This window comes from Clostridium sp. BL-8 (assembly GCF_002006495.1).
Lineage (GTDB): Bacteria > Bacillota > Clostridia > Clostridiales > Clostridiaceae > Clostridium.
Genome location: NZ_LZZL01000007.1, coordinates 1 through 25,315, shown reverse-complemented (window position 1 = coordinate 25,315; position 25,315 = coordinate 1). Strand labels below are relative to the sequence as shown.

The 25,315-nt window shown below is 30.9% G+C and carries 23 protein-coding genes; 3 read left to right on the top strand and 20 right to left on the bottom strand.

Annotated features, from left to right (window positions below):
• Nucleotides 1-145: 145 nt before the first annotated feature.
• The 12 genes from hypF to CLOBL_RS02955 form a co-directional block, all read right to left on the bottom strand.
• Entirely contained in the window at nucleotides 146-2,443 is a 2,298-nt protein-coding gene (gene hypF / locus CLOBL_RS03010) for a carbamoyltransferase HypF (protein ID WP_242953776.1), read from the bottom strand.
• Between the two features lie 210 nt (nucleotides 2,444-2,653).
• Nucleotides 2,654-3,661, bottom strand: a complete 1,008-nt coding sequence (gene hypE / locus CLOBL_RS03005) for a hydrogenase expression/formation protein HypE (protein WP_077857656.1) — start codon at nucleotides 3,659-3,661, stop codon at nucleotides 2,654-2,656.
• Nucleotides 3,662-3,693: 32 nt separating this feature from the next.
• Complete coding sequence (hypD, locus tag CLOBL_RS03000; protein WP_077857655.1) at nucleotides 3,694-4,776, bottom strand: hydrogenase formation protein HypD; 1,083 nt, start codon at nucleotides 4,774-4,776, stop codon at nucleotides 3,694-3,696.
• Nucleotides 4,763-4,987: a HypC/HybG/HupF family hydrogenase formation chaperone gene (locus CLOBL_RS02995; protein WP_077857654.1), complete on the bottom strand. Its 225-nt coding sequence runs from the start codon at nucleotides 4,985-4,987 to the stop codon at nucleotides 4,763-4,765. The genes hypD and CLOBL_RS02995 overlap by 14 nt, the downstream gene beginning before the upstream one ends.
• Before the next feature lie 59 nt (nucleotides 4,988-5,046).
• Nucleotides 5,047-5,778, bottom strand: coding sequence for a twin-arginine translocase subunit TatC (gene tatC / locus CLOBL_RS02990; RefSeq protein ID WP_077857653.1), 732 nt, complete (start codon nucleotides 5,776-5,778; stop codon nucleotides 5,047-5,049).
• Nucleotides 5,779-5,815: 37 nt separating this feature from the next.
• The gene (locus tag CLOBL_RS02985) at nucleotides 5,816-6,550 is read right to left on the bottom strand and encodes a twin-arginine translocase subunit TatC (protein WP_077857652.1); all 735 of its coding nucleotides are present in this window, start codon (nucleotides 6,548-6,550) and stop codon (nucleotides 5,816-5,818) included.
• A gap of 6 nt (nucleotides 6,551-6,556) precedes the next feature.
• Entirely contained in the window at nucleotides 6,557-6,760 is a 204-nt protein-coding gene (tatA, locus tag CLOBL_RS02980) for a twin-arginine translocase TatA/TatE family subunit (protein ID WP_077857651.1), read from the bottom strand.
• 103 nt (nucleotides 6,761-6,863) lie between these two features.
• Nucleotides 6,864-7,526, bottom strand: coding sequence for a hydrogenase nickel incorporation protein HypB (hypB, locus tag CLOBL_RS02975; protein WP_077857650.1), 663 nt, complete (start codon nucleotides 7,524-7,526; stop codon nucleotides 6,864-6,866).
• Between the two features lie 6 nt (nucleotides 7,527-7,532).
• Nucleotides 7,533-7,874 (bottom strand): hydrogenase maturation nickel metallochaperone HypA, encoded by a 342-nt coding sequence (hypA, locus tag CLOBL_RS02970; protein ID WP_077857649.1) that lies wholly within the window; start codon nucleotides 7,872-7,874, stop codon nucleotides 7,533-7,535.
• A 20-nt stretch (nucleotides 7,875-7,894) separates the two neighbouring features.
• Nucleotides 7,895-8,353 (bottom strand): HyaD/HybD family hydrogenase maturation endopeptidase, encoded by a 459-nt coding sequence (locus tag CLOBL_RS02965; protein ID WP_077857648.1) that lies wholly within the window; start codon nucleotides 8,351-8,353, stop codon nucleotides 7,895-7,897.
• A gap of 3 nt (nucleotides 8,354-8,356) precedes the next feature.
• Nucleotides 8,357-9,775, bottom strand: coding sequence for a nickel-dependent hydrogenase large subunit (locus CLOBL_RS02960; RefSeq protein WP_077857647.1), 1,419 nt, complete (start codon nucleotides 9,773-9,775; stop codon nucleotides 8,357-8,359).
• 107 nt (nucleotides 9,776-9,882) lie between these two features.
• The gene (locus CLOBL_RS02955) at nucleotides 9,883-10,857 is read right to left on the bottom strand and encodes a hydrogenase small subunit (RefSeq protein WP_077857646.1); all 975 of its coding nucleotides are present in this window, start codon (nucleotides 10,855-10,857) and stop codon (nucleotides 9,883-9,885) included.
• A 574-nt stretch (nucleotides 10,858-11,431) separates the two neighbouring features.
• Between CLOBL_RS02955 and CLOBL_RS02950 the strand changes: the two genes are divergently transcribed.
• Nucleotides 11,432-12,061, top strand: a complete 630-nt coding sequence (locus CLOBL_RS02950; protein WP_077857645.1) for a flavodoxin family protein — start codon at nucleotides 11,432-11,434, stop codon at nucleotides 12,059-12,061.
• Between the two features lie 415 nt (nucleotides 12,062-12,476).
• Here the strand turns inward: CLOBL_RS02950 and CLOBL_RS02945 are convergent, their stop codons facing one another.
• Nucleotides 12,477-13,847 carry a glycoside hydrolase family 1 protein gene (locus tag CLOBL_RS02945; protein ID WP_077857644.1) on the bottom strand — a complete coding sequence of 457 codons (1,371 nt, stop codon included), beginning with the start codon at nucleotides 13,845-13,847 and terminating at the stop codon, nucleotides 12,477-12,479.
• Between the two features lie 147 nt (nucleotides 13,848-13,994).
• Here CLOBL_RS02945 and CLOBL_RS02940 point away from each other — a divergent pair, with 147 nt between their 5' ends.
• Nucleotides 13,995-14,684 (top strand): GntR family transcriptional regulator, encoded by a 690-nt coding sequence (locus CLOBL_RS02940; protein WP_077857643.1) that lies wholly within the window; start codon nucleotides 13,995-13,997, stop codon nucleotides 14,682-14,684.
• Nucleotides 14,685-14,919: 235 nt separating this feature from the next.
• Here CLOBL_RS02940 and CLOBL_RS02935 read toward each other — a convergent pair whose 3' ends face one another.
• From CLOBL_RS02935 to nagE, 4 genes are all read right to left on the bottom strand, one after another.
• Nucleotides 14,920-16,392 carry an amino acid permease gene (locus CLOBL_RS02935; protein WP_077857642.1) on the bottom strand — a complete coding sequence of 491 codons (1,473 nt, stop codon included), beginning with the start codon at nucleotides 16,390-16,392 and terminating at the stop codon, nucleotides 14,920-14,922.
• 194 nt (nucleotides 16,393-16,586) lie between these two features.
• A complete protein-coding gene (locus tag CLOBL_RS02930; RefSeq protein WP_077857641.1) occupies nucleotides 16,587-17,624 on the bottom strand; it encodes a nucleoid-associated protein in 1,038 nt (345 codons plus the stop codon).
• An 84-nt stretch (nucleotides 17,625-17,708) separates the two neighbouring features.
• A complete protein-coding gene (locus tag CLOBL_RS02925; RefSeq protein ID WP_077857640.1) occupies nucleotides 17,709-18,692 on the bottom strand; it encodes a 2-keto-3-deoxygluconate permease in 984 nt (327 codons plus the stop codon).
• Between the two features lie 242 nt (nucleotides 18,693-18,934).
• Nucleotides 18,935-20,377 (bottom strand): N-acetylglucosamine-specific PTS transporter subunit IIBC, encoded by a 1,443-nt coding sequence (gene nagE / locus CLOBL_RS02920; RefSeq protein ID WP_077857639.1) that lies wholly within the window; start codon nucleotides 20,375-20,377, stop codon nucleotides 18,935-18,937.
• Nucleotides 20,378-20,856: 479 nt separating this feature from the next.
• Here nagE and CLOBL_RS02915 point away from each other — a divergent pair, with 479 nt between their 5' ends.
• A complete protein-coding gene (locus CLOBL_RS02915) occupies nucleotides 20,857-21,345 on the top strand; it encodes a PTS glucose transporter subunit IIA (protein ID WP_077857638.1) in 489 nt (162 codons plus the stop codon).
• A 37-nt stretch (nucleotides 21,346-21,382) separates the two neighbouring features.
• Here the strand turns inward: CLOBL_RS02915 and CLOBL_RS02910 are convergent, their stop codons facing one another.
• The 3 genes from CLOBL_RS02910 to CLOBL_RS02900 all read right to left on the bottom strand — a co-directional run bounded on the left by CLOBL_RS02910 (nucleotide 21,383) and on the right by CLOBL_RS02900 (nucleotide 25,185).
• Nucleotides 21,383-22,237 carry a PRD domain-containing protein gene (locus CLOBL_RS02910; RefSeq protein WP_077857637.1) on the bottom strand — a complete coding sequence of 285 codons (855 nt, stop codon included), beginning with the start codon at nucleotides 22,235-22,237 and terminating at the stop codon, nucleotides 21,383-21,385.
• Nucleotides 22,238-22,776: 539 nt separating this feature from the next.
• On the bottom strand, nucleotides 22,777-24,066 hold the full coding sequence (locus tag CLOBL_RS02905; protein ID WP_077857636.1) for a PTS sugar transporter subunit IIC: 1,290 nt from the start codon (nucleotides 24,064-24,066) through the stop codon (nucleotides 22,777-22,779).
• Between the two features lie 30 nt (nucleotides 24,067-24,096).
• The gene (locus CLOBL_RS02900) at nucleotides 24,097-25,185 is read right to left on the bottom strand and encodes a MupG family TIM beta-alpha barrel fold protein (protein ID WP_077857635.1); all 1,089 of its coding nucleotides are present in this window, start codon (nucleotides 25,183-25,185) and stop codon (nucleotides 24,097-24,099) included.
• Nucleotides 25,186-25,315: the final 130 nt, after the last annotated feature.

The following is a 25,315-nucleotide window of genomic DNA, read 5'->3' as shown; positions in this document are numbered from 1 at the left end:
ATATAGTCATAAAAATTGATATCCCTAAATAGATATCAATTTTTATGATAAATACAATATACTTATTTCTTAACATGCTCTTTTCAGCTTTATACTTATTTATACTAACTCATAATACATTTTCTATAGATTACTATCTTTATAATTATATATTTCTTAAAGTTTCATTTGCTATAACAATTTGTCCTAATGCTACGCCACTATCATTAGTTGGTATTAATTTATTTGTATACACACTAAAATTTTCATTTTCTAGTTCGTTTATTAGGCCTTTAAGCAAAATACAGTTTTGAAATACTCCTCCGCTTAATGCTACTTCATTAATACCTGTATCTTTTCTAATTAGTTTGCACATATCTTTTGCTAACCTAATTATTGTATTATGAAATTTATCTGACATAACAGAAGCTTGTTCACCTGACAATCTATCTTTTATAATACCTAAAATAATTTTTTCTGGTTTTATAACATAGAACTCTTCCTTGACTATATCATAATCATAAGTACTTAAACTATTATTTAGCTCAATTGCTTCAAGTTCTATGGCTGCCTGCCCCTCATAAGTGACATTATCTCTAACTCCAATTAGACTGGCTGCTGCATCAAAAAAACGTCCCATACTTGAAGTTTCTGGACAGTTAATATCTGCTTCAAGCACAGCTATAATATTAGCTGCTTTATCACCATATAATTTAATTAATATTTCTCCAATTGATAGGTCTGTGTTGTATTCACTCCACATCTTTGACTCAAACATCTTATATATATATGATACAGCCATCCTCCAAGGTTCCTTAACAGCTTTTTCACCACCTGGCATTTTTACATAATCTAAATATCCAAGTCGTGTGAATTCTTTATTATCACAGATTAAAAATTCACCACCCCATATTTTTTTATCAGTTCCATAGCCCGTTCCATCAAAAGCAATCCCAATAACTTTTTTATTTATATTATTTTCTACTAAGCAGCTTACAATATGTGCATGATGATGTTGAACCTCAATTTTGGGTATTACTGAATTATAGGCATATTGTGTTGAAGCATAGCTTGGGTGCATATCACAAGCTACATACTTTGGGACGAAATTAAATATATTCTTAAAATATTCTATATTATTTTCATAATGTTCAAAGGTCTCCAGATTTTCTAAATCTCCATTATACTGACTTAAAAATAAATTATTTTCTTTTCCTACACAAAAAGTATTTTTCATATTGGAACCACAAGCTAAAATCTCTTTTGTATTCTCCATTTTTATAGGTTCTGGTACATATCCTCTTGCTCTTCTTATCATATGGACTTCATTATTAATTACCCTTACTACTGAATCATCTACTGACATATGAATATCTCTATTATGTAGTAGAAAATAATCTGCAATCTCAGTTAACTTCTTAACTGCACTTTCATTTTTATATTCTAAAGGTAATCCATTAATATTTGCACTTGTCATAACTAAAACCTTTACGCTATCCTCAAACAATAAATAATGCAAAGGCGTATATGGAAGCATTACACCTAAAGTTTTTTGATTTGGTGCTATGTACTGTGATAAATTGTAGTTATCAATCTGTTCTAGTATTACTATAGGCTTTTTTGAACCTGTAAGGATTTTTTCTTCTTTTTCATCTACATGGCAGTATTTTTTTACTGTCTTTATATTCCTTACCATAACCGCAAAGGCTTTGTCTGGCCTTTTTTTTCTACTTCTTAGCAGTCTCACTGCTTCCTCATTTTCAGCATCGCAAACTAAATGAAATCCTCCAAGACCTTTAATAGCAAAAATTTTACCTTCTTTAAGCTTTTGTCTTGTCCATTTCAATACATCATCAACTTTAATCTCCACTCCACAAGAATCTTCAATCCAAAGCTTAGGTCCACACTCCTTGCAGACATTAGGCTGGGCATGAAATCTTCTATTAACTGGATCTATGTATTCCTCCTGGCATTCCCTGCACATAACAAATTTTTTCATGGTTGTATTTGCTCTATCATATGGAATAGCTTTTATTATTGAAAATCTTGGACCACAATTTGTACAGTTAGTAAAAGGATATTTATATCTTCTATTGGATGGATCGTTAATATCCTTAATACATTCTTCACAAACAGATATATCTGGAGAAATTAAAGTAAACTTTTCTTTTTTGCTTTCGCTTTCTCTTATTTCAAAATTTTCATAATTAAAAAGCTCTTTTTCATTTACAATTATGTTGTCTATTTTAGCTAAGGGAGGCTTTTTGCACTTAAGATTATGAATAAATATGTTTAAATTATCTTCTTGTCCTTCAATATCGATATATACTCCTTCTGAATTGTTATTAATCCATCCTTTCAGTTCTAGAGAAATTGCCTGCTTATAAACAAAAGGCCTAAATCCGACACCTTGTACAATTCCTTCAACTTTTAAAAATAATCTCTTAATAATAACACCTTCCATCAATAAAAATTCAGAGATTTTCCTTTTAGCCTTCCAATAGATTTTTCATATTTCTGTAAAATATGAGTATAGTTCATACCTCGAGATATACACTTGTTTTTTTAATTTTATACATTACTTAATCCATTATCTGTCTATTAAATCTGCTTAGGCACAATCAAATAAATAGCAAGTTCATGTGCCTTACATTATATATTATTCGTCAATATCTTAACAAATTCTAGGCAATTGCTCTCCTGAAGGCATATCTACTATTCTTTTTCCACCTATAATAGTTTTTAAATAAACCTTTTGTGATGATTGTTCTACTACTTTCCCAATAATCGCTGCATTAACACCAAGTGAATGCTTTCTCATTGCTTCAAGCACATAACTTGCATATGCTTCTGGAACAAAACAACACAGCTTGCCTTCATTTGCAACATATAAAGGATCTAAACCTAAAAGCTCACAGCTTCCTTTCACTGCTTCACTTATAGGAATTGAATTTTCATCTAATTCAATAGATACTTTGCTTGCCTCTGCAATTTCATTTAATACCGCTGCAACACCGCCTCTTGTAGCATCTCTTAACACATGGATATCAGAACATACTTCAAGCATGGAATCTACAAGAGAATTTAAAGGTGCGCAATCGCTTTTTAAATCTCCTTGTATGTCTATTCCACTTCGCTGGCACATAATAGTCATTCCGTGATCTCCTAATGTTCCATTTACAATAACTACATCGCCAGCCTTGGCATTGCTTGCTTTAATGTTTGTATTTTCATAAATTGCTCCTATTCCTGAAGTATTGATAAATACTCCATCCACACCGCCTTTTTCAACTACTTTAGTGTCTCCCGCAATAATTTGAACTCCTGCTTCTTTTGCTGCTTCCGCCATAGATTTCACAATGAGTTCTAGTTTTTCTACTTCAAAGCCTTCTTCTATCATAAATGCACTTGTTAAATACAAAGGCTTAGCTCCACTCATCGCCAAATCATTTACTGTACCGCAAATTGCAAGCTTTCCAATATTTCCACCATTAAAAAACATAGGTTTAACTACGAAAGAATCAGTGGTAAAAGCAACTTTACTGCTATTTAAGGCAAACTGCGCTGAATCATTCATTTCATTTATTATTTCATTATTAAAATACCTTAAAAACAAATCATTAATTAAATTGTTTGTTTGTTTTCCTCCGCTGCCATGACTTAATGATATTTTATTATCCATTATTTATACACCCCCAAGAGTAAATTAATCATTTAAGAACTATACCTATAGTAAGCTGCACAGGTACCTTCTGAGGATACCATACAGGAACCTACAGGATTCTCCGGCGTACAGGCTTTCCTAAACAATGGACATTCAAAGGGAGTTATTTTCCCTTTAAGTATATCACCACACCTACAGCCTGGACTTCCATCATAATCCTTATAGTTTATGTCAAAATGCTTTATAGCATCAAAATCTTCGTATTCATTATTAAGTTTATACCCACTATTAGGAATAGTGCCTATTCCCCTCCATGTACTTTCAGTTATTTCAAAAACTTTATCTAAATATTCTAAAGCCTTTGAATTTCCATCATCTCTTACTATTCTTTTATACTCATTCACTATTTTATAATCTCTTTTATCTATCATATTTATAAGTGTATTTAAACTCTTAAGTATATCTAAAGGCTCAAAACCAGTTATTACTCCAGGAATATTATATTCATTGCTTAAAAATTCATATGGCCTTTTACCTATAACAGCACTGACATGCCCTGGAAGTAAAAATCCATCTATATTAATTTCTTTATCCTCTACAAGAGCTCTCATTGCAGGAGGAACAATCTTATGAGCTGTCAAGAAAAATAAGTTTTTTATTCCTTTTTTCCTTGCCTCTATGGCAGTTATCGCTGTCATTGGCGTTGTTGTTTCAAATCCAACTGAAAGAAATACTACTTTTTTTGATGAGCTGTTTTCTGCGAGCGCTAATGCATCCATTGGTGAATATACAATTCTGATATCAGCACCTTCTGCTTTTCTTTTCATTAAAGAAGTCTTTCTTCCTGGCACTCTTATCATATCTCCAAAGGTCGCAATTATGACATCTTTATTTAAAGTCAGTCCTAAAGCAGTATCAATATAACTTTGAGGAGTAACACATACCGGGCATCCTGGTCCAGATATTACCTTTATATTTCCTGGTAGTATGTCTCTTATACCATATCTAAATATAGCCATAGTATGTGTACCACAGACTTCCATGATATTTATCTTTTCGTCTGTTATATTTTGCAGTAATTTTACGAGGCTTTTAGCATATTCTCCATTTCTAAACTCGTCAACAAATTTCATTGTCTGACAACTCCTTTATTAATTCTAGAGTTTTTTCTGCTTCTTCCTCATCAATTGTTTCTATTGCACAACCTGCATGAATAAGAACATATTGTCCAATTTTTGCATCTGGAATTAAATGCATGAAAACTTCTCTTTTCATACTGCCTATTTCTATAACTCCTTTAAATCCATCTAAACTTAAAACTTTCCCTGGAACTGCTAAGCACATAGTACCCCTCCTATAATTATTGTCTCTTTCTTGGTACGTAGAGTTTTATATTTCAACCTCTACTTCTCCTCATTTTTTCTTTCCACAAAATAAACAATCCATATACTTATTTCATATAATATAATTATTGGTAAAATTGAAATTACACACGTAAATAAACCAGCATTAGATATAAATATCCCCTCAAGAGTTAACGTTGATAAAATAATATATTTTCTCCACTTTTTAAGTCTTTTAGAACTTAATAATGACATTTTTCCTAAAAGGACAATTACATAAGGAATTAAAAACACAATTCCTATAAAGAAACAGAAGATACCTATAAAATTGAAATACGTACTTCCAGAAAATAATGGAGTCATATAGGCTTCTCCATAAGATATAAGAAAATTTAAAACAAGTGGTATAATTAATATATATCCAAAAAACATCCCGGAAAGAAATAAAATACCTATAAAAAATAAATTTTTATATAACAAACTTTTTTCTTTGCCAGTAAGTCCAGGATTGATAAAAGCTGCAATCTCATATAATATTATTGGACTTACAATTATAGCTCCAGCAAATATTGATACTTCCATTCTAGTTATAAAACCGTCTGTTATAGAAAAATAAACAAGATTTAAATTAAACCTGGATATAGGATACATCAATATCTTGATTAAATAATAAACTTTATCATATATTATTCCTGCTACTACAGCTATTGATATAATAATAATTATTAATCTTTTTCTTAGCTCACTGAGGTGATCTACTACAGACATTTCCTTTATTTTTTCATTAGCCATACAATTACCTCTAAAATTAATATTTAAATAAACTTCTTTATTGTATTTCAGCTGCCTTATCTTTTTTTTCTAGTAAACAAATACACCAAATACTGATTTCATATAAAGCAATTATAGGCATAGTCACTAATATAAAAGTCATAGCGTCTAAAGAAGGGGCAATAAAAGCTACAGTTATTAGTGCAGCCATTATCGCAAATTTTCTCTTACTTTTTAGCATTCTAGAGTTGACTATTTTTATTCTTGATAAAGCAATAAGAATAAGAGGAAGTTCAAAAAGCAAGCCTATAGTAAGCAATAATGTTCCAATAAACGAAAAATAATCATTACCAGACAAATTTGCCTGCATAAATTCATTACCACAATCTAATAAAAATCTTATAGTTGACGGCAATAAAAGCTTATATCCAAATAAAATTCCTCCTATAAATAGTGCTACTGCAAATGGAATTATGACAAAGTAAAGCAGTCTTCTGATCTTTTTATTTATTTTTGAAGCACCTATATATACTAATAAATAAGTTATTATGGGAGAGGAAACGACAACCCCTCCTAAAAATGCAACTTTCATTTTTGCCATAAATCCATCAGTAGGAGTTATGAAATATAGATTATTTCCATCAAGCGGCTTAACTAACATACTAATAATATAATCAGCCCTAAAATACATAACTCCTGTAGCAATAGCTATAATCACAATTATTGCTATTATTACTTTTCTGATTTTTTCTAAAACATGTACTATCTGAACAATCTGTTCACTCTTTATCATACATTTTTACTCCTGCTTTTCTTCTTTCTTCTCTTCAGTTTTATCAGCAGTAACAATAGCTTCCCCCTTTGTAAGATCACTTGAAGCTTTCTTAAATTCTTTAATAGCTTCTCCAACAGACTTACCTACTGATGGTAGCTTTCCTGGTCCAAAGATCACTAAAGCAATCACTAATATTATTATTAATTCTGGAAATCCTATTCTTGGCATATTCCTCTCCTCCTAAAAATATATTCGCCGCCAGATTTTTTCTCACCTACATTCGAAGATCAGATGTGTAAAAATCTGCAGCTGAATGGTTTCTATAATTTTTTTATTTGTTTCGCTTTTCAGCAACCTTTCCTTTTAACCATGAGCAAAATTCGTCAATGCCTTCATCTTTGATGCAATTTGTTTCAAAGGTTTCAGCATTGGCATTTAAAGAATTTATGTCTTTATAAAATTCTTCCTTATTGAAATTAGTAAATGGAAGCAAGTCTATTTTATTCAAAATAACTGCACTGCTTTTTTCAAACATTAAAGGATATTTAAGAGGCTTATCATTTCCTTCTGTTGTGCTTAATACACAAATTTTTATGTCTTCACCTATTTCAAATTCAGCAGGACATACAAGATTCCCAACATTCTCTATTACAAGAAGATCAATACCTTCAAGATTCAATGAATCTAATGAATTTTTAATCATATCACCATCTAAATGGCATGCTCCTCCAGTATTTATCTGCACAACTTGTACTCCCTGTGCTTCAATTCTTTCAGCATCTTTAGTCGTATAAATATCGCCTTCAATTACGGCAATTTTTAATTCAGCTTTTAACTTTGTAATAACTTTTTCAAGTATTGAAGTCTTTCCTGATCCAGGAGAACTCATTAAGTTAATAACATAAATTCCTTTTTCATCTAACACTTTTTTATTTTTTGCTGTTATTTCATCATTGGTTTGAAGTATATTAGTTACTACTTTAATTTCACTCATTCTTTTTTACTCTCCTTCAATTGTATTTATATAAAGTTCATATCCACTTAAAATATTAGTGCAGAATTTATTACATTTAGGGCATAATTTATTAAAATGATCTATTTCAAATGTAATTTTGCAATCATCACATTTAGCCGTTGCATTAACTTTTTCTATTAAAAACTGTGCACCTTCAGCCATTGTTCCTTTTGATAAGCCTTGAAATGCAAACTCTAAAGCTTCTGGCATTACTCCAGAAAGTTTTCCGACCTTTATAGTTATTTTAGATATATTCTTTAAATTGTTTTCTTTTGCTTTCTCTTGAACAATTTTTATTGCATTTTCCATAATTGAAACTTCATGCATAGCACTCACCTAACTTATAATTAATCATCTTTATTATTTAGCTCAACTTTAATATGTTTTATAATTTCTGGTATTTTATTTTTTATATTGTCAGTCATTTCTGTATCTAAACATATTTCTTCAGGTTCTACTCCGAATATTACAACTTTGGGAAATTTAGCTAGCATATTTGCCATCTTAACTACATCTAATATCTGAACATCATGTATTGACAAGTTTTCTTGTTTATAGTCTTTAATCTCTTCTGGATTAATCTTATAAATAGTGCCAGGTTTATGCCCTGCCCTTAAGCAATCTACAACTATTACTTTGTTATATTCTAAAAAATAACTTAATGTATCTAATGTAGAGGTACCTCCATCTACTAATTCAACAGTAGCTGGAAGCTTTTCATCTTCTAATTTCCTTATAACATAAACTCCTACACCATCATCCTTTAAAAGTATATTTCCTATTCCAATGATGGCAGTATCCTTCATAAATTAAACTCCTAAAGTTTCTACTATGAATTTAGACATTTCAACTCCATCTGGTGACATTACATGTACTGAACATCCTGTGCATGGATCAAAAGAATGAACAATTCTTAATAATTCTACAGGTTGAGTTGTATCTGCTACATGAGTTCCTATTAAAGCTTTTTCAATTGGTCCAGCATTACCATTATCATCCATTGGTGATGCATTCCAACATGTTGGAGTAATAATTTGATATTTCGATATCTTTGATCCTGATACTGACACCCAATGTCCAAGTGCTCCTCTTGGTGCTTCGGTTAGACCTACTCCGTTTCCTAAAGACGGAGTTCCTATATCTGTATATCCACTTGTACCTGTTTCTACTTGATCAATCCATGCACTCATATTACTTGCAATTTTAGCTGTTTCAATGTATCTTGCCATGTGTCTATCCATAACTGATACACCATTCTTATAATCACCGCTTATCCATGTTCTTGCTAAAGGACCTGCTTCATAAGGTTGTCCCTCATATCTTGGAGCCTTAAGCCAAGTATATGCTCCTGATTTTCCATAATCCGGTATCGTATCTTCTGCAGCAGGATTTACTCCAGATTTCGATGAATACCATGAATGTCCTACATATTCTTGAATGTTAGATTGATCAAAGCTTTCTATATTTCCATTGCTTACAATACCTTGCGGAAATAATTTGTTTCCATTTGTGTCTATATCAAAAACACCATAAGTTATTAGACTACCATAACCTTTTCCAACATTATAATAATCACCATAAGTTGATGCTAACTTATTAACATCTGCTTGATATGTATTTGTAATAAAAGTTGTTACTTCATTTAAGCAATTTTTGAAATTATCTATATCTGTTGTTGAAGGTATTGCGGTTACTCCTCCTGGAACAACATTTGCAACGTGTGGAAGCTTTCCACCAAATATCGCTCCCATCTCATGTGCTTGTCTTCTAATTGATAATGCTTTTATATAATTATCAACTAATGCTTGATTATCACTTGAATTAAATCTATGATCTTGACTATATCCTGGAGTCCATGGTTGAACTTGCGGTCCTTGAATATAATCCATTAATGTCAAATGATAGAACTGTAATATATGATCTGAAAGATAATTTGACCCTTGTATAAGATTTCTAAGAAGTAAGGCCTGTAAACTTGGAGTAAAGTTAGCTGCCTGTTCTATTGCCTTGGATGACGCTACTGCGTGTGAAACAGGACATAATCCACATATTCTTTGTGTTAAAAATGCTGCATCCTTTGGCACTCTATTTAAAAGAAGATTTTCAAAATCTCTATAAAGCCCTCCTGTCGCTTGAGCTGCAGTTACAGTATTATTTGAATCAAGTGTTACACTAACTTTTAAATGTCCTTCCAATCTTGTTATTGGATCTAATACTAATGTACTCATTTATATCATCCCTTTCGTACTAAATTACTAATTTTATAACTGATTTATAGATAATCATTCCTTTAAGAAAGTGATTTAACCTATTAGCTTGATTACACTATTTCCGGTTATCTTCTTGTAGCACTAGAAACAGTATCTACTTCATTGTTTTGTTTATCTTCTTTTTTATCATTTTCTTTTTTGCCATCTCCTACTGCTTGCGGAGAAATCAATGGATTTGTTGGGAAAGTTGGATTTGCACAACCTATACATGGATAATTTGAGGTAACACAAAAATTAACTCCATTATTCCATTTCATACTAGGACATACATTATCACATTGAGGTCCCAAGCACCCTATTTTCTCATAACATCCAAATACACCTGGCTGATTTACCTTAGTTTCTGGTCTTCTTGGACATTGATGATGAACTGTGACTCCATAATATTTAGTTGGTCTATTGTTAGAATCTAAAGTTGGCATTCCTGTTAAAATAAGATCAAGTAATGTTTGTACCATAACAGTTGGATGAACTGGGCATCCTGAAAGATTTATTATAGGATTAGCTGTTTTTCCACTTAATATTGTTGCCACTGGCTCACAAGTTGTATTAGTGCTTGTAGCTGACACTCCACCAAAGGACGCGCAAGTTCCTGCGGCAACTACATATTTTGCCATAGGCCCATATTTTAGTATTGCCTGCTGCATTGTTAATGGCGCTCCATTTTGTTCACCAATTATACAATAATTCCCACTTTCACCTGTAGGTATTGCACCTTCAACTACAAGTATGAATTGTCCATTGTAGTTATTGGCACATTCATCAAGACTCTGCATTGCTAAATCTCCTGATGCTGTCATAAGAGTAGTATCATACTTTATACTTATCTTGTTCAAAAGTACATCATCAATTGTTGTAGGATCTGTAACATTAAGAGTAGATATTGTACATCCAGAACAGCCTGCTCCATTTAACCAGATTACAGGCGGATCAGTATCAGCTGCAAGCACTGTATTTACTCTATCAATATCGAAGTCAATTTTTAGAGCTACTGCAGCAACCACAGACCATTTTAGAAAATCTCTTCTGCTAATTTTCATAGTAACACTCCTCTTTTTTGATATTTTTATATAATATCATGTATTATTTTATGGTAATTATATTCTTTTGAAGTTTAACCCACCAATTCCACTTTTATTAATATAAATCCACAAAAAACCAGAACTATGAATTAAATTATATAAATCAAACCTTAATAAATCATTAGAATTTACTGAGAGTTTGCTGAGAAAACATATTTTAAAATTTTTTAAATAAATTTCCTCCATATTTTAAGAACAAGTAATTTTTTTAAGGTAGCCATTACACTCTTTAAAAACTATATCTTTTTCTATTGGATTACTGTATATTAGTAGTAACAAGGATTTAAGGCAAAATCAAATAAATAACAAGTCAATTTGCCAGTCTATTTTTCATAATAAAGGAAGCTCGACTTGCATATGCTACCTGAGTGCTAACAGAGTAAGTGACCATAATCAAATCATATATCTGAGGGGTCTGCTATAAGGGCCATTTATCTCCTTACCTGATGAAAATATCCATGGCAATTTTAGACTTGTTATTTATTTTCATGTGCCTATAAAAATCTTAGATTATAATGAGGTGAGATTTTAAATGAAAGTATTACTTATTAATGGTAGTCCAAAAGCTCAAGGATGCACTTATACTGCTTTGAGTGAAATAACTAATGAATTAGAAAAAGAAAATATTGAAACAGAAATTTTCCATCTTGGAAATAAACCTATACGTGGATGTACAGCTTGCGGCGGCTGTCATAAAAATGGAGATGGTAAATGTGTGTTTAACGATGATGTTGTAAATGCTTTTTTAGAAAAGGCTAAAGAAGCTGATGGCTTTATATTTGGTTCACCTGTCCATTATGCAGCTCCATCTGGTGCAATCACATCATTTTTAGATAGAGCATTCTTTGCTGGAGGAAGTATATTCGGGCTAAAACCTGGTGCTGCAATCGTAAGCTGCCGTCGTGGTGGATCAACTGCTGCTTTTGATCAATTAAATAAATATTTCACAATTTCTAATATGCCAGTTGTATCTTCACAATACTGGAATATGGTTCATGGAAATACTCCTGAAGAAGTGAAGCAAGATTTAGAGGGGATGCAAACCATGAGAGTTTTAGGCAAAAACATGGCATGGCTTCTAAAATCTATAGAAGCAGGAAAACAGGCTGGAATCTCATTACCAGAAAAAGAACCTAGAGTTGCTACTAACTTTATACGTTAAGAAAAAACTATGGTTATCCAGTTTGGAAACTTAGACTTATGTTGTAGCTTATCAAAATAACATACATTTTTATGAAATAGGCATTTTAAATTAAGCTGATGAAAGTTCTTAATGGGAGCCTGTTCGAATTATTGCTTGTCACGAACTTGTTTCTGGAACATGCAGAAATGGGTACACGCTCACACTTAGAACTTTCCATCGAAAATTTCATAAGTCCTGTGGAATAAAATGTATGTTATTTCTAGTATATATACAAAAAAAGTTTAGTTTAATTAGATAATTATAATATAACATAAGCTAAATTTATGAGTTATTTATTTATAAAGAACTCTATATAGTTATCACTATCCAATCCTCTGCTTTAATATATCAAAATATCGGTTACAAGTTATAAATCTATTTTATATGTGTATACCTATAAAATTTCTCCATTGGTTGAAATTACATTTTTAAACCAGTCAAAGCTTTTTTTCTTATATCTTTTTAAATCTCTCATATCGGTTTCATCACGATTGACAAATATAAATCCATATCTTTTTTTCATTTCGCCTTGAGAGCTTAAAATATCGGTACATCCCCAGGTTAAATATCCTATGACATCTACACCTTCTTCCATTGCAAGCTTCATTTGCTCAATATGTGCTTTTAGATACTCTATTCTATAATCATCTTCTACCGTATTATTTTCATTTAATTCCTCTTTTACACCGATTCCATTTTCTGTTACAAAAATTGGCATTTTATATTTTGCATATATATCTTTTAAGGCTATTCTAAAACCTATGGGGTCAACAGCCCATCCCCATTCATTTTTCTTTAGCAATGGATTAGGACTAACGTCTTTCATAATATCATTATCTTCTTCTCCATAGTTTTCTACAATTGCACTTTGATAATAACTGAAACTCAAATAATCAACTGTATTTTCTTTTAAGAGTTCTGCATCCCCATCTTCAAATACTGGCTTTATATTTTTCCTTTCCCAATCACTTGTTACATACGATGGATATTCTCCATAAGTAAATACATCAAAGTATAAATCATTGAAAAATTCTTTAAATTTTAAATTTGCTAATGCATCCTCCGGTTTACAGGTTGCTGGATATGTTGTCATATAAGTAACCATTCCACCCATTTTACCATCGGGAATTATTTCATGTAAAAGCTTCGAAGCTTTAGCATGAGCTATAAAAACATTGTGACATACCTGATAAGATAGTGCTTCTCTATCCACTGCATTTGTTATTGTCACACCCCATAATTGTGGACGAACAAGTACTAAATTCTGCTCATTAAAGGTTATCCAATATTTAACTTTATCCTTAAAACTTTCAAATACAACTTTTACATATCTTTCAAACAAATCTACAACTTTTCTTGATGCAAATCCATTATATTTTTCAGCTAAAGCTTGTGGTAAGTCAAAATGATAAAGAGTAATAACTGGCTCTATTCCATTAGCTATTAATTCATCAAATAAATCGTGATAAAATTTTAAACCTTCTTCATTTACTTCCCCTTCACCATCAGGGATAATTCTGGTCCATGAAATACTTGTGCGATAACTATTAATACCTAATTCTTTAAATAATGCAATATCTTCTTTATACCTATGATAAAAATCAACAGCTATTTCCCAATTAGAAAAACCTTCTTTTATTTCTCTCTTATCAACTATAGAAATTCCTTTGCCTCCTTCTTTTGAAGCTCCTTCGCTCTGAAATGACGTAACTGCACTTCCCCATAGAAATCCTCTTGGAATTATTTTAGCTTTTTCTTCCTTCACAGTAATTCCTCCTCTTATTCACAAAATCTAAGTCTTATATTAATTGTAAACTCACTAAATTCAACTTTCATTACCTGTCTATACAAGAAATTTTGAACCTATGTTATAATGTTTTTAATTATTAAGCTTATTATTTGGAGGTTAAAATTGAAAAGCGATTATATTATTAATGACTTAATAGAAAAGATTACATCAGAAAAAATTGCAATAGCCTCTCGTATTCCTTCTGAAACACAATTGGCAATCAAATATGAATGTAATAGACACACCGTAAGGAAGGCAATTGGACACTTAATTGAGCGAGGATATTTATTTAAAACTGATGATGGTTCAACCTTTGTCAGTGATATTACTCATTATAATAATAGTATTCTTTTTTTATCTTCTCTATCAGATTATTTTAATTCAGAAAATATTAAATCAGAGGTTAAAGAATTTGAATTAACTAAAGCTTCGGCTAAACTTAGTGAATTACTCCAAATAGAACAAGCTTCGAAGGTTTGGCTTATAAAGAGAGTCCGCTATATAGACTCACGTCCTATTCATATGGAGGAAATTTATATGCCTTATTCTCTATTTCCTAATCTTACTGCTATGGATTGTACGGCAAGTCTTCTTTCTTATATTGAATCTCAATATGATTATAAAATAAGCCATGGTATTAGAACTGTGAGTCCCGTTAAATTAAATGAATATAAAAGTAACTTATTAGATTTACCTAATGAATCTGTTGTTATGCAAATTGAAAACATAGGTTATTTAACTAATAAACGAATATATGAGTATTCTATAAGTACAACGCGAGAGAACAAACTCCAATATTACTGCAAACGATAAAATTTAAACTTTGCTATATTTCAATAATATTATTTTCTAAAAATTAATATACTTCTTACTTATGTAAGAAAAATGGGACTATCATACAAAGAAGAAAAACTACAATACATTTAATTAGATTTTCAAATTTTAATTAAATGTATTATTACTGATTTTCTTAATTCGACAGTCCCATTTTTAAGCATTTATAACTTTAAAAATATAATACTTTCTAAATTTAGCTTTTTATTTGAAATTACTTCTTATTGCAGGTATCACATTGTTCTTTACATGTTTTGCTACCCTTTTCTTCATATTCATCATCCATTAACTCTTCTGAAAATTCTGTTGAAAATTTAGATTTATATTTTCTGTTATTTATCTTCATATATGCATTTTTAGTCGAATTATTTAAGAAGTTCATTCCCATATAAATTAATGAAAAAAATGCTACCATTAACAATCCCACTATAAGCGCTGGAGCCTGATCAGGAATAAGAGGCATACTAAAAATAACAACTATCATGCTTATTAGACCTATCCAAGATGTGTATGGATACCCAGGCATTTGACACTTTCCATCTGGTGGGCATCCATTTTTTTTACGGAATTTTATATGAGTAGCCATAATTACTGCATAAGTAAACAATAATGCAAATCCGCTAGAGCTTATTAAAAATAAATAAATTCTAGGAAATAATAATCCAAAGCCTAATCCTAAAAGCATAGAAAAGCCTGAGAATAATATCGCCTTATAAGGAATATCCCCTTTATCTTTCAACCAACTTGGTGCATCACCTTCATCTGCAAGAGATCTTAACATTCTCGCAATTCCAAACATAGATGCAAGAGATGCAGAAAGTATAGCTGTGATAAGTACAAAATTTATAATATTACCTACCCATGTAATTCCCCATCTATTAAGTGCCGCTACCATTGGGCTTATATCTTCATTAAGTTCAGCTGTAGGAATTAATGGTAGTAATGCAATAACATAAAGTATATATAAACCGACAAGAGCTACAACTGTATAATTAATTGCCTTTGGAATAGTTTCTTTGGGATTATTTGCTTCCGAAGCCGCAAGTCCAATTATTTCAAACCCTGCATAGGCAAAAATAACTATAAGCATGCTTCCTGCAATCCCACCTATTCCTCCTGATATTAACGGCTCACGCATTAACTCTCCTGCACCTACTGCTGTTTTTCCTGGAATTATTCCTATTACTAATAATACTGAAATAATTATAAATGAAACTATAGTTAGCAATTTTATTGCAGAAAGCCCGCTAGTAAGCTTACTTAATTTATCAGCTCCTAAAAGATTAAGCAGTGTTACGCCTGTTATTATTATAGTTCCGCCAATAGCTATTGATATATTTGGAATCCAATCCTGCAGCAAAATAGATACAGCGGTAGCCTCACTAGACATTGAAAGGATCATTCCAACCCAATAAACCCAACCAACAACAAATCCCATCCCTGGTCCAAAGGCTTGCGTCGCAAATGTTCTAAAAGATCCCGAATCAGGATTGGCCACAGTCATTTCCGATAAAGCATAAAGTATAAAATATACCATGAACCCTCCTAATACGTAAGATATCACAATAGAAGGCCCTGCTGCGTTAATAGCAACCGACGAACCTAGAAAAAACGATCCCCCTATTATACTCCCAAGTGCCATCATAGTAAGATGTCCTGCAGATAATCCATTATATTTTTTCTTCATAATATTCTCCTCCATTTTATATATATCTTAATTCAAGTTTTCATATTATTTTTCAAGATGCTATAAATAGTCTCTAGAATATTATTCCGCAAAATTATAATTACATTCTCCTAAAGTATATTTAATTTAATATACATAAATAAAACTCTAGCCTCACTAAATAGACTAAAGTTTTATTATTATGTAACATATAATTATTTTTCAATATAATTAATTACATTTTTCACTATTAAATTTATTGTTCCATCGCCATTTCTTTGTATTTCAAATTTACTTGAATCATGGTAAGTGTTTTCATTTATGTACAAATCAATTTGCTTATCAATATTAAGTCTGACTCTTTTTAATTTTTTCTCAACCCAAGCCTTATCGACTGCTACTTCTTCATTTAGCCCTTGCTGCTTTATATAACTTGAAAATCCCTCTTTTACTTCTGGCTGCTCATTAAATAACTCTGCTGAAAAATCATCAATATTTATTGTGTCTTCTCCTTTAAGCTTAGTTTTAATGGCTGTTCTAATCTCTTCTGCCTTTCCTGCATCTTCTGTAATATTTTTTCTAGTCCAGTTTTCAGCCGCCTTTACAAAAGTTCTGGTCATATCTCTTTCATTTGTAACTATATTGGCACCTAAAAATGTATTTATAAAATAGTTTGCTCCATATTCATCTTCTTTACCGCTTCTTTGTTTATCTAAAATCATCAGGTTGTATCTATCTGTATCTTTAATTGGCTTAATAAATGCAGCTTTTTGAATCTTTTGCCCACTACCTGGAAGACCTGCTACCTGTGGCACTATTCCTATTCCTATTTTTTCATCAATAAACTGAACTTCATGAGTAAAATTTTTAACATAATCCATTTTAAGTATTCCAACCATTGGACCTTGATCAGTGGTTATTGATGTTATGATTAAATCCCCAGATGGAATATTCACATTAGTCTTCATTATCAAAAATAATTGTCTCGCCAATTCTTTTGATACATTAACTAAATCATTATCTATACCCTTTAAATAATTTTGTGCAACTTCTTTTACTATATTTCTTTCATAATTAAATCTTCCATATTTAAGCTCATCATCTTTTAAACACTTTTCTACATGCTTATATAAAAATGCATATATGTCTTCATCTAATTCCAAACTATATTCGTTTAAAATAGGTTCTTCCCCATTACTATCTAATATGTGAATTATTGCTTCATTTATATTAATTTCATTTATGTATTCCATATGTATCTCACCATCCAAAAATATTTGTACATTAGATATTATAAACTTTAATTAAAATAAAAAAAAGTTTTTCAATATTTTCTTTTAATGTGCTGGTATTTCTTGATTTTTTCCAAATGCTTTTTCATATTTAGGGCATCCAAAGTGCTTTGCAAACCACTGCACAACAAAAGGACATAAAACTGCAGATAAAATGGCTGCACAGGATATCTGTATAGTTGCCACCTTTACATATGGAAGAAAAGCAGGTACTATTTGTCCAATCATCGCTGGTACTGCAATAGTGTTTCCTGCAACAGATACGGTTGCCATTCCACCATATCCCGGCCTTTTTAATATAAAACGATCTACAATAAACGCAACTGGCCCGGTTACAAGCATTACTATAATAAAAAGTAAAATCCCGCTAAATCCAGCTGTTATAACTTTCTCAAGATCAATATTAGCGCCTAATATAAATCCCATTATTGGTAATATTAATGCATTACCTGTTTTTGTAGCTACTCTAATTTCTTCGTCAATACTTGATAGTAAAATCCCTATACATATTGGCAGCAAAATAGTCGCATATTCCTGCCAACTGATGAAACTAGCACCTGAAACCCCTATAGTCATTAGTGATAACATAGGCCCTGAATTTAAATTAAACATGGATCTTGCTACAATGTCAGCATGATCTCCATAATTCTCCATGAGCCCCATATATAAGCTGCCATTATTGTTTGTTAAAGCACATAATAATGATAAGCTGCATACTCCTAAAATACCTTCATATCCAAAGAAATGAAATACAAGAATATATGCACCTGCTCCTGCTAAATATTTAAATAGAACATGACTACCTCCACGTTTTAACGCTTCTGGAATGTCTTTTACTTTCATCTGAGTTCCTGTAAATAATAAAGTTAAAAACATTATAATTCTTAATCCATCATCAGAAAGCAGCGCTTGGCTATAACTACCTATCCTTAAAATCCATGGACAAAGTGTATTTAAAATAGCTGCCACAAATAATGGTATAATCATTGTTCCAGCTGGCACCTTATTTACTGAATTTAATAACTTCATTGCTCTCTCCCCTCTTTATCTAATCGTTTTATTTCTTATTAATACCCATTTAAAACGCCTCTTACTTTTATGTACTAACTCTACTTTAAATACTTTTCTTATACTTTTCAAGTATAAACTCAAAAATAAAAAAAGTGAAAAAGAGAACATTTTTTACGAATCCATTATGATTCACAAACTTCTCTTTTTCACTCTCTGATACTTTTACTTAAGATATGTTTTATAAATTATGATATAATTTTTTATTTACATAGCTTTCTAAATTCATCTGCAACAAATTGTACTTGTGTTCCTACAACGACTTGTACACTTGTTTTTCCTGGCCTAATTACGCCTGATATTCCTGCAGATTTAATAACCTTTTCATCTACTAATGATTGATCTTTAACTTCTAAACGCAATCTAGTTACACAGTTATCAATAGAAGTTATATTTTCCTTTCCACCAACACCTCTTAATATGACAGCTGCTACTTCTGTGAAGTTATCATTTGAAAGTTTTACATTAACTTCATCTGCATCATCATCTTCTCTACCTGGTGTCTTTAAGTTAAACTTTGTGATTACTATACGGAATACAACATAGTAAATTACACCAACAACTAAACCAATTGGAATTAACATAAGTGGATTTTCAGCCATTGGAGCTTGGAAACTTAAGAACCAATCTACAAATCCAGCACTAAAGTTAAATCCAGCTCTTACTGGTAATAATGTACATACGAATGCTGAAAGTCCTGTTAAACCTGCATGAACTACGTATAATCCTGGAGCTAAGAACATAAATGCAAATTCTAATGGTTCTGTAACACCAGTGAAGAATGAAGATAATGCTGCTGCCAATAATAAACCATAAACTACTTTTTTCTTTTTATCTTTAGCTGTATGATACATAGCTAAAGCACCTGCTGGCAAACCAAACATCATTACTGGGAAGAATCCAGTCATATACATACCTGTTTGACCTTTTACTCCTCCGCCAGTAGTTCCCCAGAACTTACCAATATCATTAATTCCAGCTACATCAAACCAGAATACAGAGTTAAGTGCATGGTGAAGACCGAATGGTATTAATAATCTATTAAAGAATGCATAAATACCTGCTCCAACTGCACCTGTAGATATAATAGCTTCACCAAAAGCTACTAATCCTCCAAATATAATAGGCCATGCGAAAAATAATATTATTGATGCAACAATTGAATATAATGCTGTTACAATAGCAACACATCTTTTTCCACTAAAGAAACCTAATGCATCTGGCAATTTAACCCCCTTAAATCTGTTATAGCAAGATGCACCAATTAAACCTGATAAAATACCAATAAATTGTGTTTGAATCTTTCCAAAAGCAGCTGGTACTTCCTTAACATCAATATGTCTAAACATTCCAACAGATGCTGGTGATAATAAAGTTGTAATCATAAGCCATGCAACAAGACCTGCTAGAGCTGCTGTACCATCACCGTCATCTGCCATTCCGATTGCTACACCAATTGCAAATAAAATTCCCATGTTATTAATTAGTGCACCACCCGCTGTAATTAAAAAGGCTGAAACTACGTTGTTTGCTCCCCAGCCTGTAGGATCAAGCCAGTAACCAATACCCATTAATATACTAGCAACAGGTAAACAAGCTACTGGAAGCATTAGTGATTTCCCTAGTTTTTGTAAATACTTCATCATAATAATATAATTCCCCTTTCATCATATATGATATATAAAATTTTATTTTAAGGATTTTATATCCTAAAATACATAATTAAGAACAAAATCACAAGTGGATATAAAGCTTAATATAACTTCTTAAAGAATAAAAAAAGACTTTTTTATTTACTATAATTATAGAAAATAAAAAAGCCGAAAAGGATAATTAAAAATTTATCCTTTTCAGCTAATGCCCACTTTAATCGGTTACACGCCTACACATTTTTCTTATACATATCTTACCTTAATTTTTCTATATAATCAATACCTTTTTGATTTTTTTTATTATTGACACTAATAATTTAAAATAATATAATTATCAATATAGATGTGTTACTGTTAAATCAGGCATAAGTTTACGTTTTTTCGGGAAGCTTATGCTTTTTTTTATTACTAATACACATGAAATAACAAAGGAAAGGAAGTGACTATTCCTAGTAACTATAGGAATATAAAATATGTTTAATTTTTTCAAAAAGAATACAACAAATGAAACAACATTATTAGCTCCTGTAACTGGTAAAACAATAGATTTATCACAGGTACCTGACCAAGTTTTTGCAGAAAGAATGGCTGGGGATGGAGTTGCTATAGATCCTACTGGTGATGTCATAGTCGCACCTGCTGATGGACATCTAGCTCTTGTATTTAATACTAAACATGCATTTGCCTTAGCATTAGATAATGGCGTTGAATTGCTAGTTCATATAGGAATTGATACTGTTTCCTTAAATGGTGAGGGCTTTGAACAATTAGTTGAAGCTGGAACTAAAGTTAAAGCTGGAACACCAATTATAAAAATAGATAGAGATTTTATATTAAGCAAAGGTTTTTCTTTGATAACTCCTGTTTTAGTTACAAATATGGATGTAGTAAAAGATTTAAAAGCTGATGTTAATAAAGATGTAGTTGCAGGTAAAAGTGAAGTAGTTACTTTTAGTTTATAAAAAACAGCTAACATATTTTTTATATGTTAGCTATTTTTTATACCTCTATAGTAGCCCTTCTAAATCTTTCTATATGCATTGCCAAATATGCTATCTCATCTTCAGCAATATCTTTTTCCAATCTATCTATCAGTATATTGGATACTCCCTTTGCTATTTTATATGATAATTTATACTTGGACTTTATTTCTTTTATAAAATCATTTTTGATTGATATATCTGCTGCTATTCTCTTTATTGCAAATTTCAAGTGGGTTAAGAACCTTGCATAATCCAAAGACGTTTTATCTATTTGTATTCCTATCTTCTCTTCTATAAAGCCAATTATAGAATTTATTAAATATGTATTTTTTATTGTATTTGATACTTTTCCAGAATTTCTAGCTGAGTGTATATGCAATGCTATAAACCCAATTTCACCAATTGGAATACTTACCTTCGTTTCATTTTGTAAAATTTCTGCAACTTTTTCTCCTAATGTATATTCTTTAGGATATAAAGCTTTAATTTCTACTATGAAAGGATTTTCTATTTCTTCGTTATTTGACAGTCTTTTTAGTGCAAAATTTAGATGATCTACTAATGCAATGTGTATTCTTTCATCCAAATTTTCTTTTAATTCAGCTTCTATATAAGATATCATTTTTTCACATAAAATTAAAAATTCTTCATCAACATTTTCAATTACCTGCTTGAAATTTCTTAAATTATCCTCATCTTCAATAACAAATATTTTCTCAACTTCAGTACCTTTTTCAATAACATCTCCAAGCTTCTTTCCAAATCCAATGCCCTTGCCAAAAAGTACTCGTTCCTTCTCATTCATTTTTACAGAAACTATATTGTTATTGTAAGACTTTATTATGACTGCTGAATCAATAATTGTACTCATGCTCCCACCCTTTTTATTAATTATTATAATACACTTAATTTTAATATATTATGTATCTGGCAACCTCATTCTTCACTAAATTAAAATACCTTTTATTTATTCTAAATCATAAGGTTATTACCACTTAATATTTATATAAATTTAAATTGTTACGTTTAAAATTTCTAGCATCACATTTATTAAAACATATTTCATTATAAAAGTCTCAATCTTTTCTTTTATGTTCTTTGAATTAAAAATTTAATTTATAATTCCTTACCTTGTAAAATATATTATTTTTATGTTAAATAATTCTACTTTTTTATATTCATTTTAACGTAATATATATTTTATTGTAAAGTAGAGATTGAAAAATATTTTACCATGCAAATTTCAAAAATTTTACATAAAATTAAAAGGCAGATTCAAAAGAATCCGCCCCATTGCGTACATTAATTAGTATAAAACCAAATTATATTTGCTTATTATATCACTAACGATTATGCTTGTCAATTTGTGCAGTTTTACAGTTAATTGTGGAATTTTACACTTAATTAAACTTACATATTAATACTTTTCGAAGCTTCTTCTCCAGCGGTTGCTTGCCTTCCTGCAGCGTATACAAATGGCATATATATTAGTACACTTACAACCAAGCATATTAAAGCTGTAACTCCTCCCATAATTGAATTAGTAGATATTATTGCTCCTAAAACTGGTGGTGTTGTCCATCCTGCCATTAATGATACCTTTGGTACAAATCCTATTGCTGTTAGCATATATGCTATTAATACAGAAGCCATTGGAGCAAGAATAAATGGAAAGAAGTACATAGGATTTAAAACTATTGGAAAACCAAAAATTACGGGTTCATTAATATTAAAGCATCCTGGTCCAATACCTAAATTAGCAATCATTCTTTGTTGAGATCCTGCCCTCTTTCTTAAAATATATACGGCAATTAATAATCCTATAGTAGTTCCTGAACCTCCCATATTCACATAAGAATCCAAAAATTGACTATTTAATATATTTTCTGGCTGCAATCCAGCATTTAGTTTATCTGTATTAGCCAAAAGTAATGGAAGCAATAAAGCATTTATAACCGGTGCAAGTATATTAGCTCCATGCAATCCAAAGAACCATAATAATTGTATTAAGAAAACTATTATGAGAACCCCACCTAAACTTCCTACAATTCCTTGCAATGGTTTTTGTAATGTAAAAAATAAAGCTTGATGTATATCTGCTACATGTATTAACATAAATAATTCCTTAACACCTGCTGCTATTGCTAAAATTATAATTGATGGAAATAAAGCTGCAAATGATTTAGCAACTGCTGGTGGTACCCCCTCAGGCATTTTTATTACTAATCTAGGATTACCTATTAATTTAACAAAGATTTCTGTGCCAACTAATGCTACTATTAATGCAATAAACAAACCTTGTGAACCTAAAAATGTCATTGGAAATGCCCCGTCAGGAGTTGTTGAATACAAAATTATTGAGGCTGCTGTTACTACAATTCCGGCTGCTAGTCCATCTTTATCGTATGATGTTGCTAAATGATATGATATTGTAAATACAATTAATATTGACATAACGCCAAAAGAACCATTCCATATAGCACCACCCCAAGCTGTCCAACCTGTTGGTAATAACCAGTTCATGAAATTTTGATACCCTTTAAATCCTAAGTTATTAAACAATACCGCAAAGGCACCTGCAATTATTAAAGGTGTGATTGTAGCAAAGCCATCACGGATTGCCACTAGATGCCTCTGAGAGCCAATTCTGGATGCTATAGGAACAAAATGTTCTTCCATCCACTCAAAAAATTTGTTCATAAATAAAATTCCCCCTTTATTATAAAAATATTAATTTATCCTAAAGCCAAAGTTTATCCAAGGTTTGATATAATCTAATAAAAATATTTCATCATCCGCTATCCTGCCTATCACATTAGTCTTACCTGAATTCTTCATATCTTTTAAAGCGACTTGAAGCTCACCTGCATACCTAGTGTATAAATCCGAATCAATCAATATATCTCCTCGTCTAATATCAACAGTATTTGCTGCTGGAAAACTTTCTCCTTTGTACTTAACTCTACTTTGTGTAGACCGTATCATGTATTCAGAAACATCTCCTCTGGTAAAATGATATTCTTCCAGAACAATTTTCTTATCTAATTCTGTTGCGCTATCATTAAAGCTTACTTTAAATGTCAATTTTTCTTTATTTAATTTGCTCAATAATTCAAGTTCCTCTTCTGATGCAAAAGAATTTGCTATAATTACATCATCAATTAATCCAGTAGCTAAAAAATGTTTAGCTTGTACATCTATTGCCAGATTTCTATGAATTTCTAATGTACATAGGCCTTCTGAAACTGGCCACGGACCATACTTAGCATCTTTTGAATTTACAAATGCTGCTGTGTTTAACCCGAGTTCTTTAAACTGTTTTGAGCATTTTATAAAATGTTCAAGAGAAATTCCTGTATATTTGTGTGGATAAAAATTATGACATCCATACAAATTATTTGGATTAGCTTGATAAGATAAAATATTATCAATATACTTTGTTCCATTACTCATATTTAATTCTATTTTTAATCCGTATTCATTAAAACTCATAATTGCTTCTTCCTGTCCGCTAAAGCCCATATCTAATCTTATCCCATCTAATCCAATATCTTTAAATACTTTCAAATCATAAATAGAAGCGCCTAATTTTTTAAATATGTTCGGCTCTAAATCTGCAATGATCTCCATATTTTCTTCCTTTGCAGCTTTTGTAATAACTTTAAATTCCGATATTATATCTTCTATATTTCTATCCGCTATAGAGATTAAACATGTAAATATTCTTTTAAATCCATATTTTCCAGCCAAATGAATATAATTTACAATTTGAGTTATATTGCTATGGCTTGGATAAACTGAAATTCCTAGCTTCTTCATTGTTTCACACTCCATTTTCTTCTTTTAATTTGCTTATATATAATCTCTACCTTCTACTTTCTACAAATAAAGTTCTCTCTTTTATAAATTTTTCATGCACATCTATGATCTCAATTGCAAGATATTTTAA

Coding starts and splice junctions, on each gene's coding strand:
- tatA (WP_077857651.1), bottom strand. CDS start 6,760: ATGCCAAGAATAGGATTTCCAGAATTAATAATAATATTAGTGATTGCT.
- hypA (WP_077857649.1), bottom strand. CDS start 7,874: ATGCATGAAGTTTCAATTATGGAAAATGCAATAAAAATTGTTCAAGAG.
- hypD (WP_077857655.1), bottom strand. CDS start 4,776: ATGAAATTTGTTGACGAGTTTAGAAATGGAGAATATGCTAAAAGCCTC.
- tatC (WP_077857653.1), bottom strand. CDS start 5,778: ATGGCTAATGAAAAAATAAAGGAAATGTCTGTAGTAGATCACCTCAGT.
- CLOBL_RS02935 (WP_077857642.1), bottom strand. CDS start 16,392: ATGAAGAAAAAATATAATGGATTATCTGCAGGACATCTTACTATGATG.
- CLOBL_RS02995 (WP_077857654.1), bottom strand. CDS start 4,987: ATGTGCTTAGCAGTTCCAGGGAAAGTTTTAAGTTTAGATGGATTTAAA.
- CLOBL_RS02965 (WP_077857648.1), bottom strand. CDS start 8,353: ATGAAGGATACTGCCATCATTGGAATAGGAAATATACTTTTAAAGGAT.
- CLOBL_RS02910 (WP_077857637.1), bottom strand. CDS start 22,237: ATGAGTACAATTATTGATTCAGCAGTCATAATAAAGTCTTACAATAAC.
- CLOBL_RS02955 (WP_077857646.1), bottom strand. CDS start 10,857: ATGAAAATTAGCAGAAGAGATTTTCTAAAATGGTCTGTGGTTGCTGCA.
- hypF (WP_242953776.1), bottom strand. CDS start 2,443: ATGGAAGGTGTTATTATTAAGAGATTATTTTTAAAAGTTGAAGGAATT.
- CLOBL_RS02950 (WP_077857645.1), top strand. CDS start 11,432: ATGAAAGTATTACTTATTAATGGTAGTCCAAAAGCTCAAGGATGCACT.
- CLOBL_RS02930 (WP_077857641.1), bottom strand. CDS start 17,624: ATGGAATACATAAATGAAATTAATATAAATGAAGCAATAATTCACATA.
- CLOBL_RS02925 (WP_077857640.1), bottom strand. CDS start 18,692: ATGAAGTTATTAAATTCAGTAAATAAGGTGCCAGCTGGAACAATGATT.
- CLOBL_RS02915 (WP_077857638.1), top strand. CDS start 20,857: ATGTTTAATTTTTTCAAAAAGAATACAACAAATGAAACAACATTATTA.
- CLOBL_RS02905 (WP_077857636.1), bottom strand. CDS start 24,066: ATGAACAAATTTTTTGAGTGGATGGAAGAACATTTTGTTCCTATAGCA.
- CLOBL_RS02900 (WP_077857635.1), bottom strand. CDS start 25,185: ATGAAGAAGCTAGGAATTTCAGTTTATCCAAGCCATAGCAATATAACT.
- CLOBL_RS02960 (WP_077857647.1), bottom strand. CDS start 9,775: ATGAGTACATTAGTATTAGATCCAATAACAAGATTGGAAGGACATTTA.
- CLOBL_RS02985 (WP_077857652.1), bottom strand. CDS start 6,550: ATGATAAAGAGTGAACAGATTGTTCAGATAGTACATGTTTTAGAAAAA.
- nagE (WP_077857639.1), bottom strand. CDS start 20,377: ATGATGAAGTATTTACAAAAACTAGGGAAATCACTAATGCTTCCAGTA.
- hypB (WP_077857650.1), bottom strand. CDS start 7,526: ATGAGTGAAATTAAAGTAGTAACTAATATACTTCAAACCAATGATGAA.
- hypE (WP_077857656.1), bottom strand. CDS start 3,661: ATGGATAATAAAATATCATTAAGTCATGGCAGCGGAGGAAAACAAACA.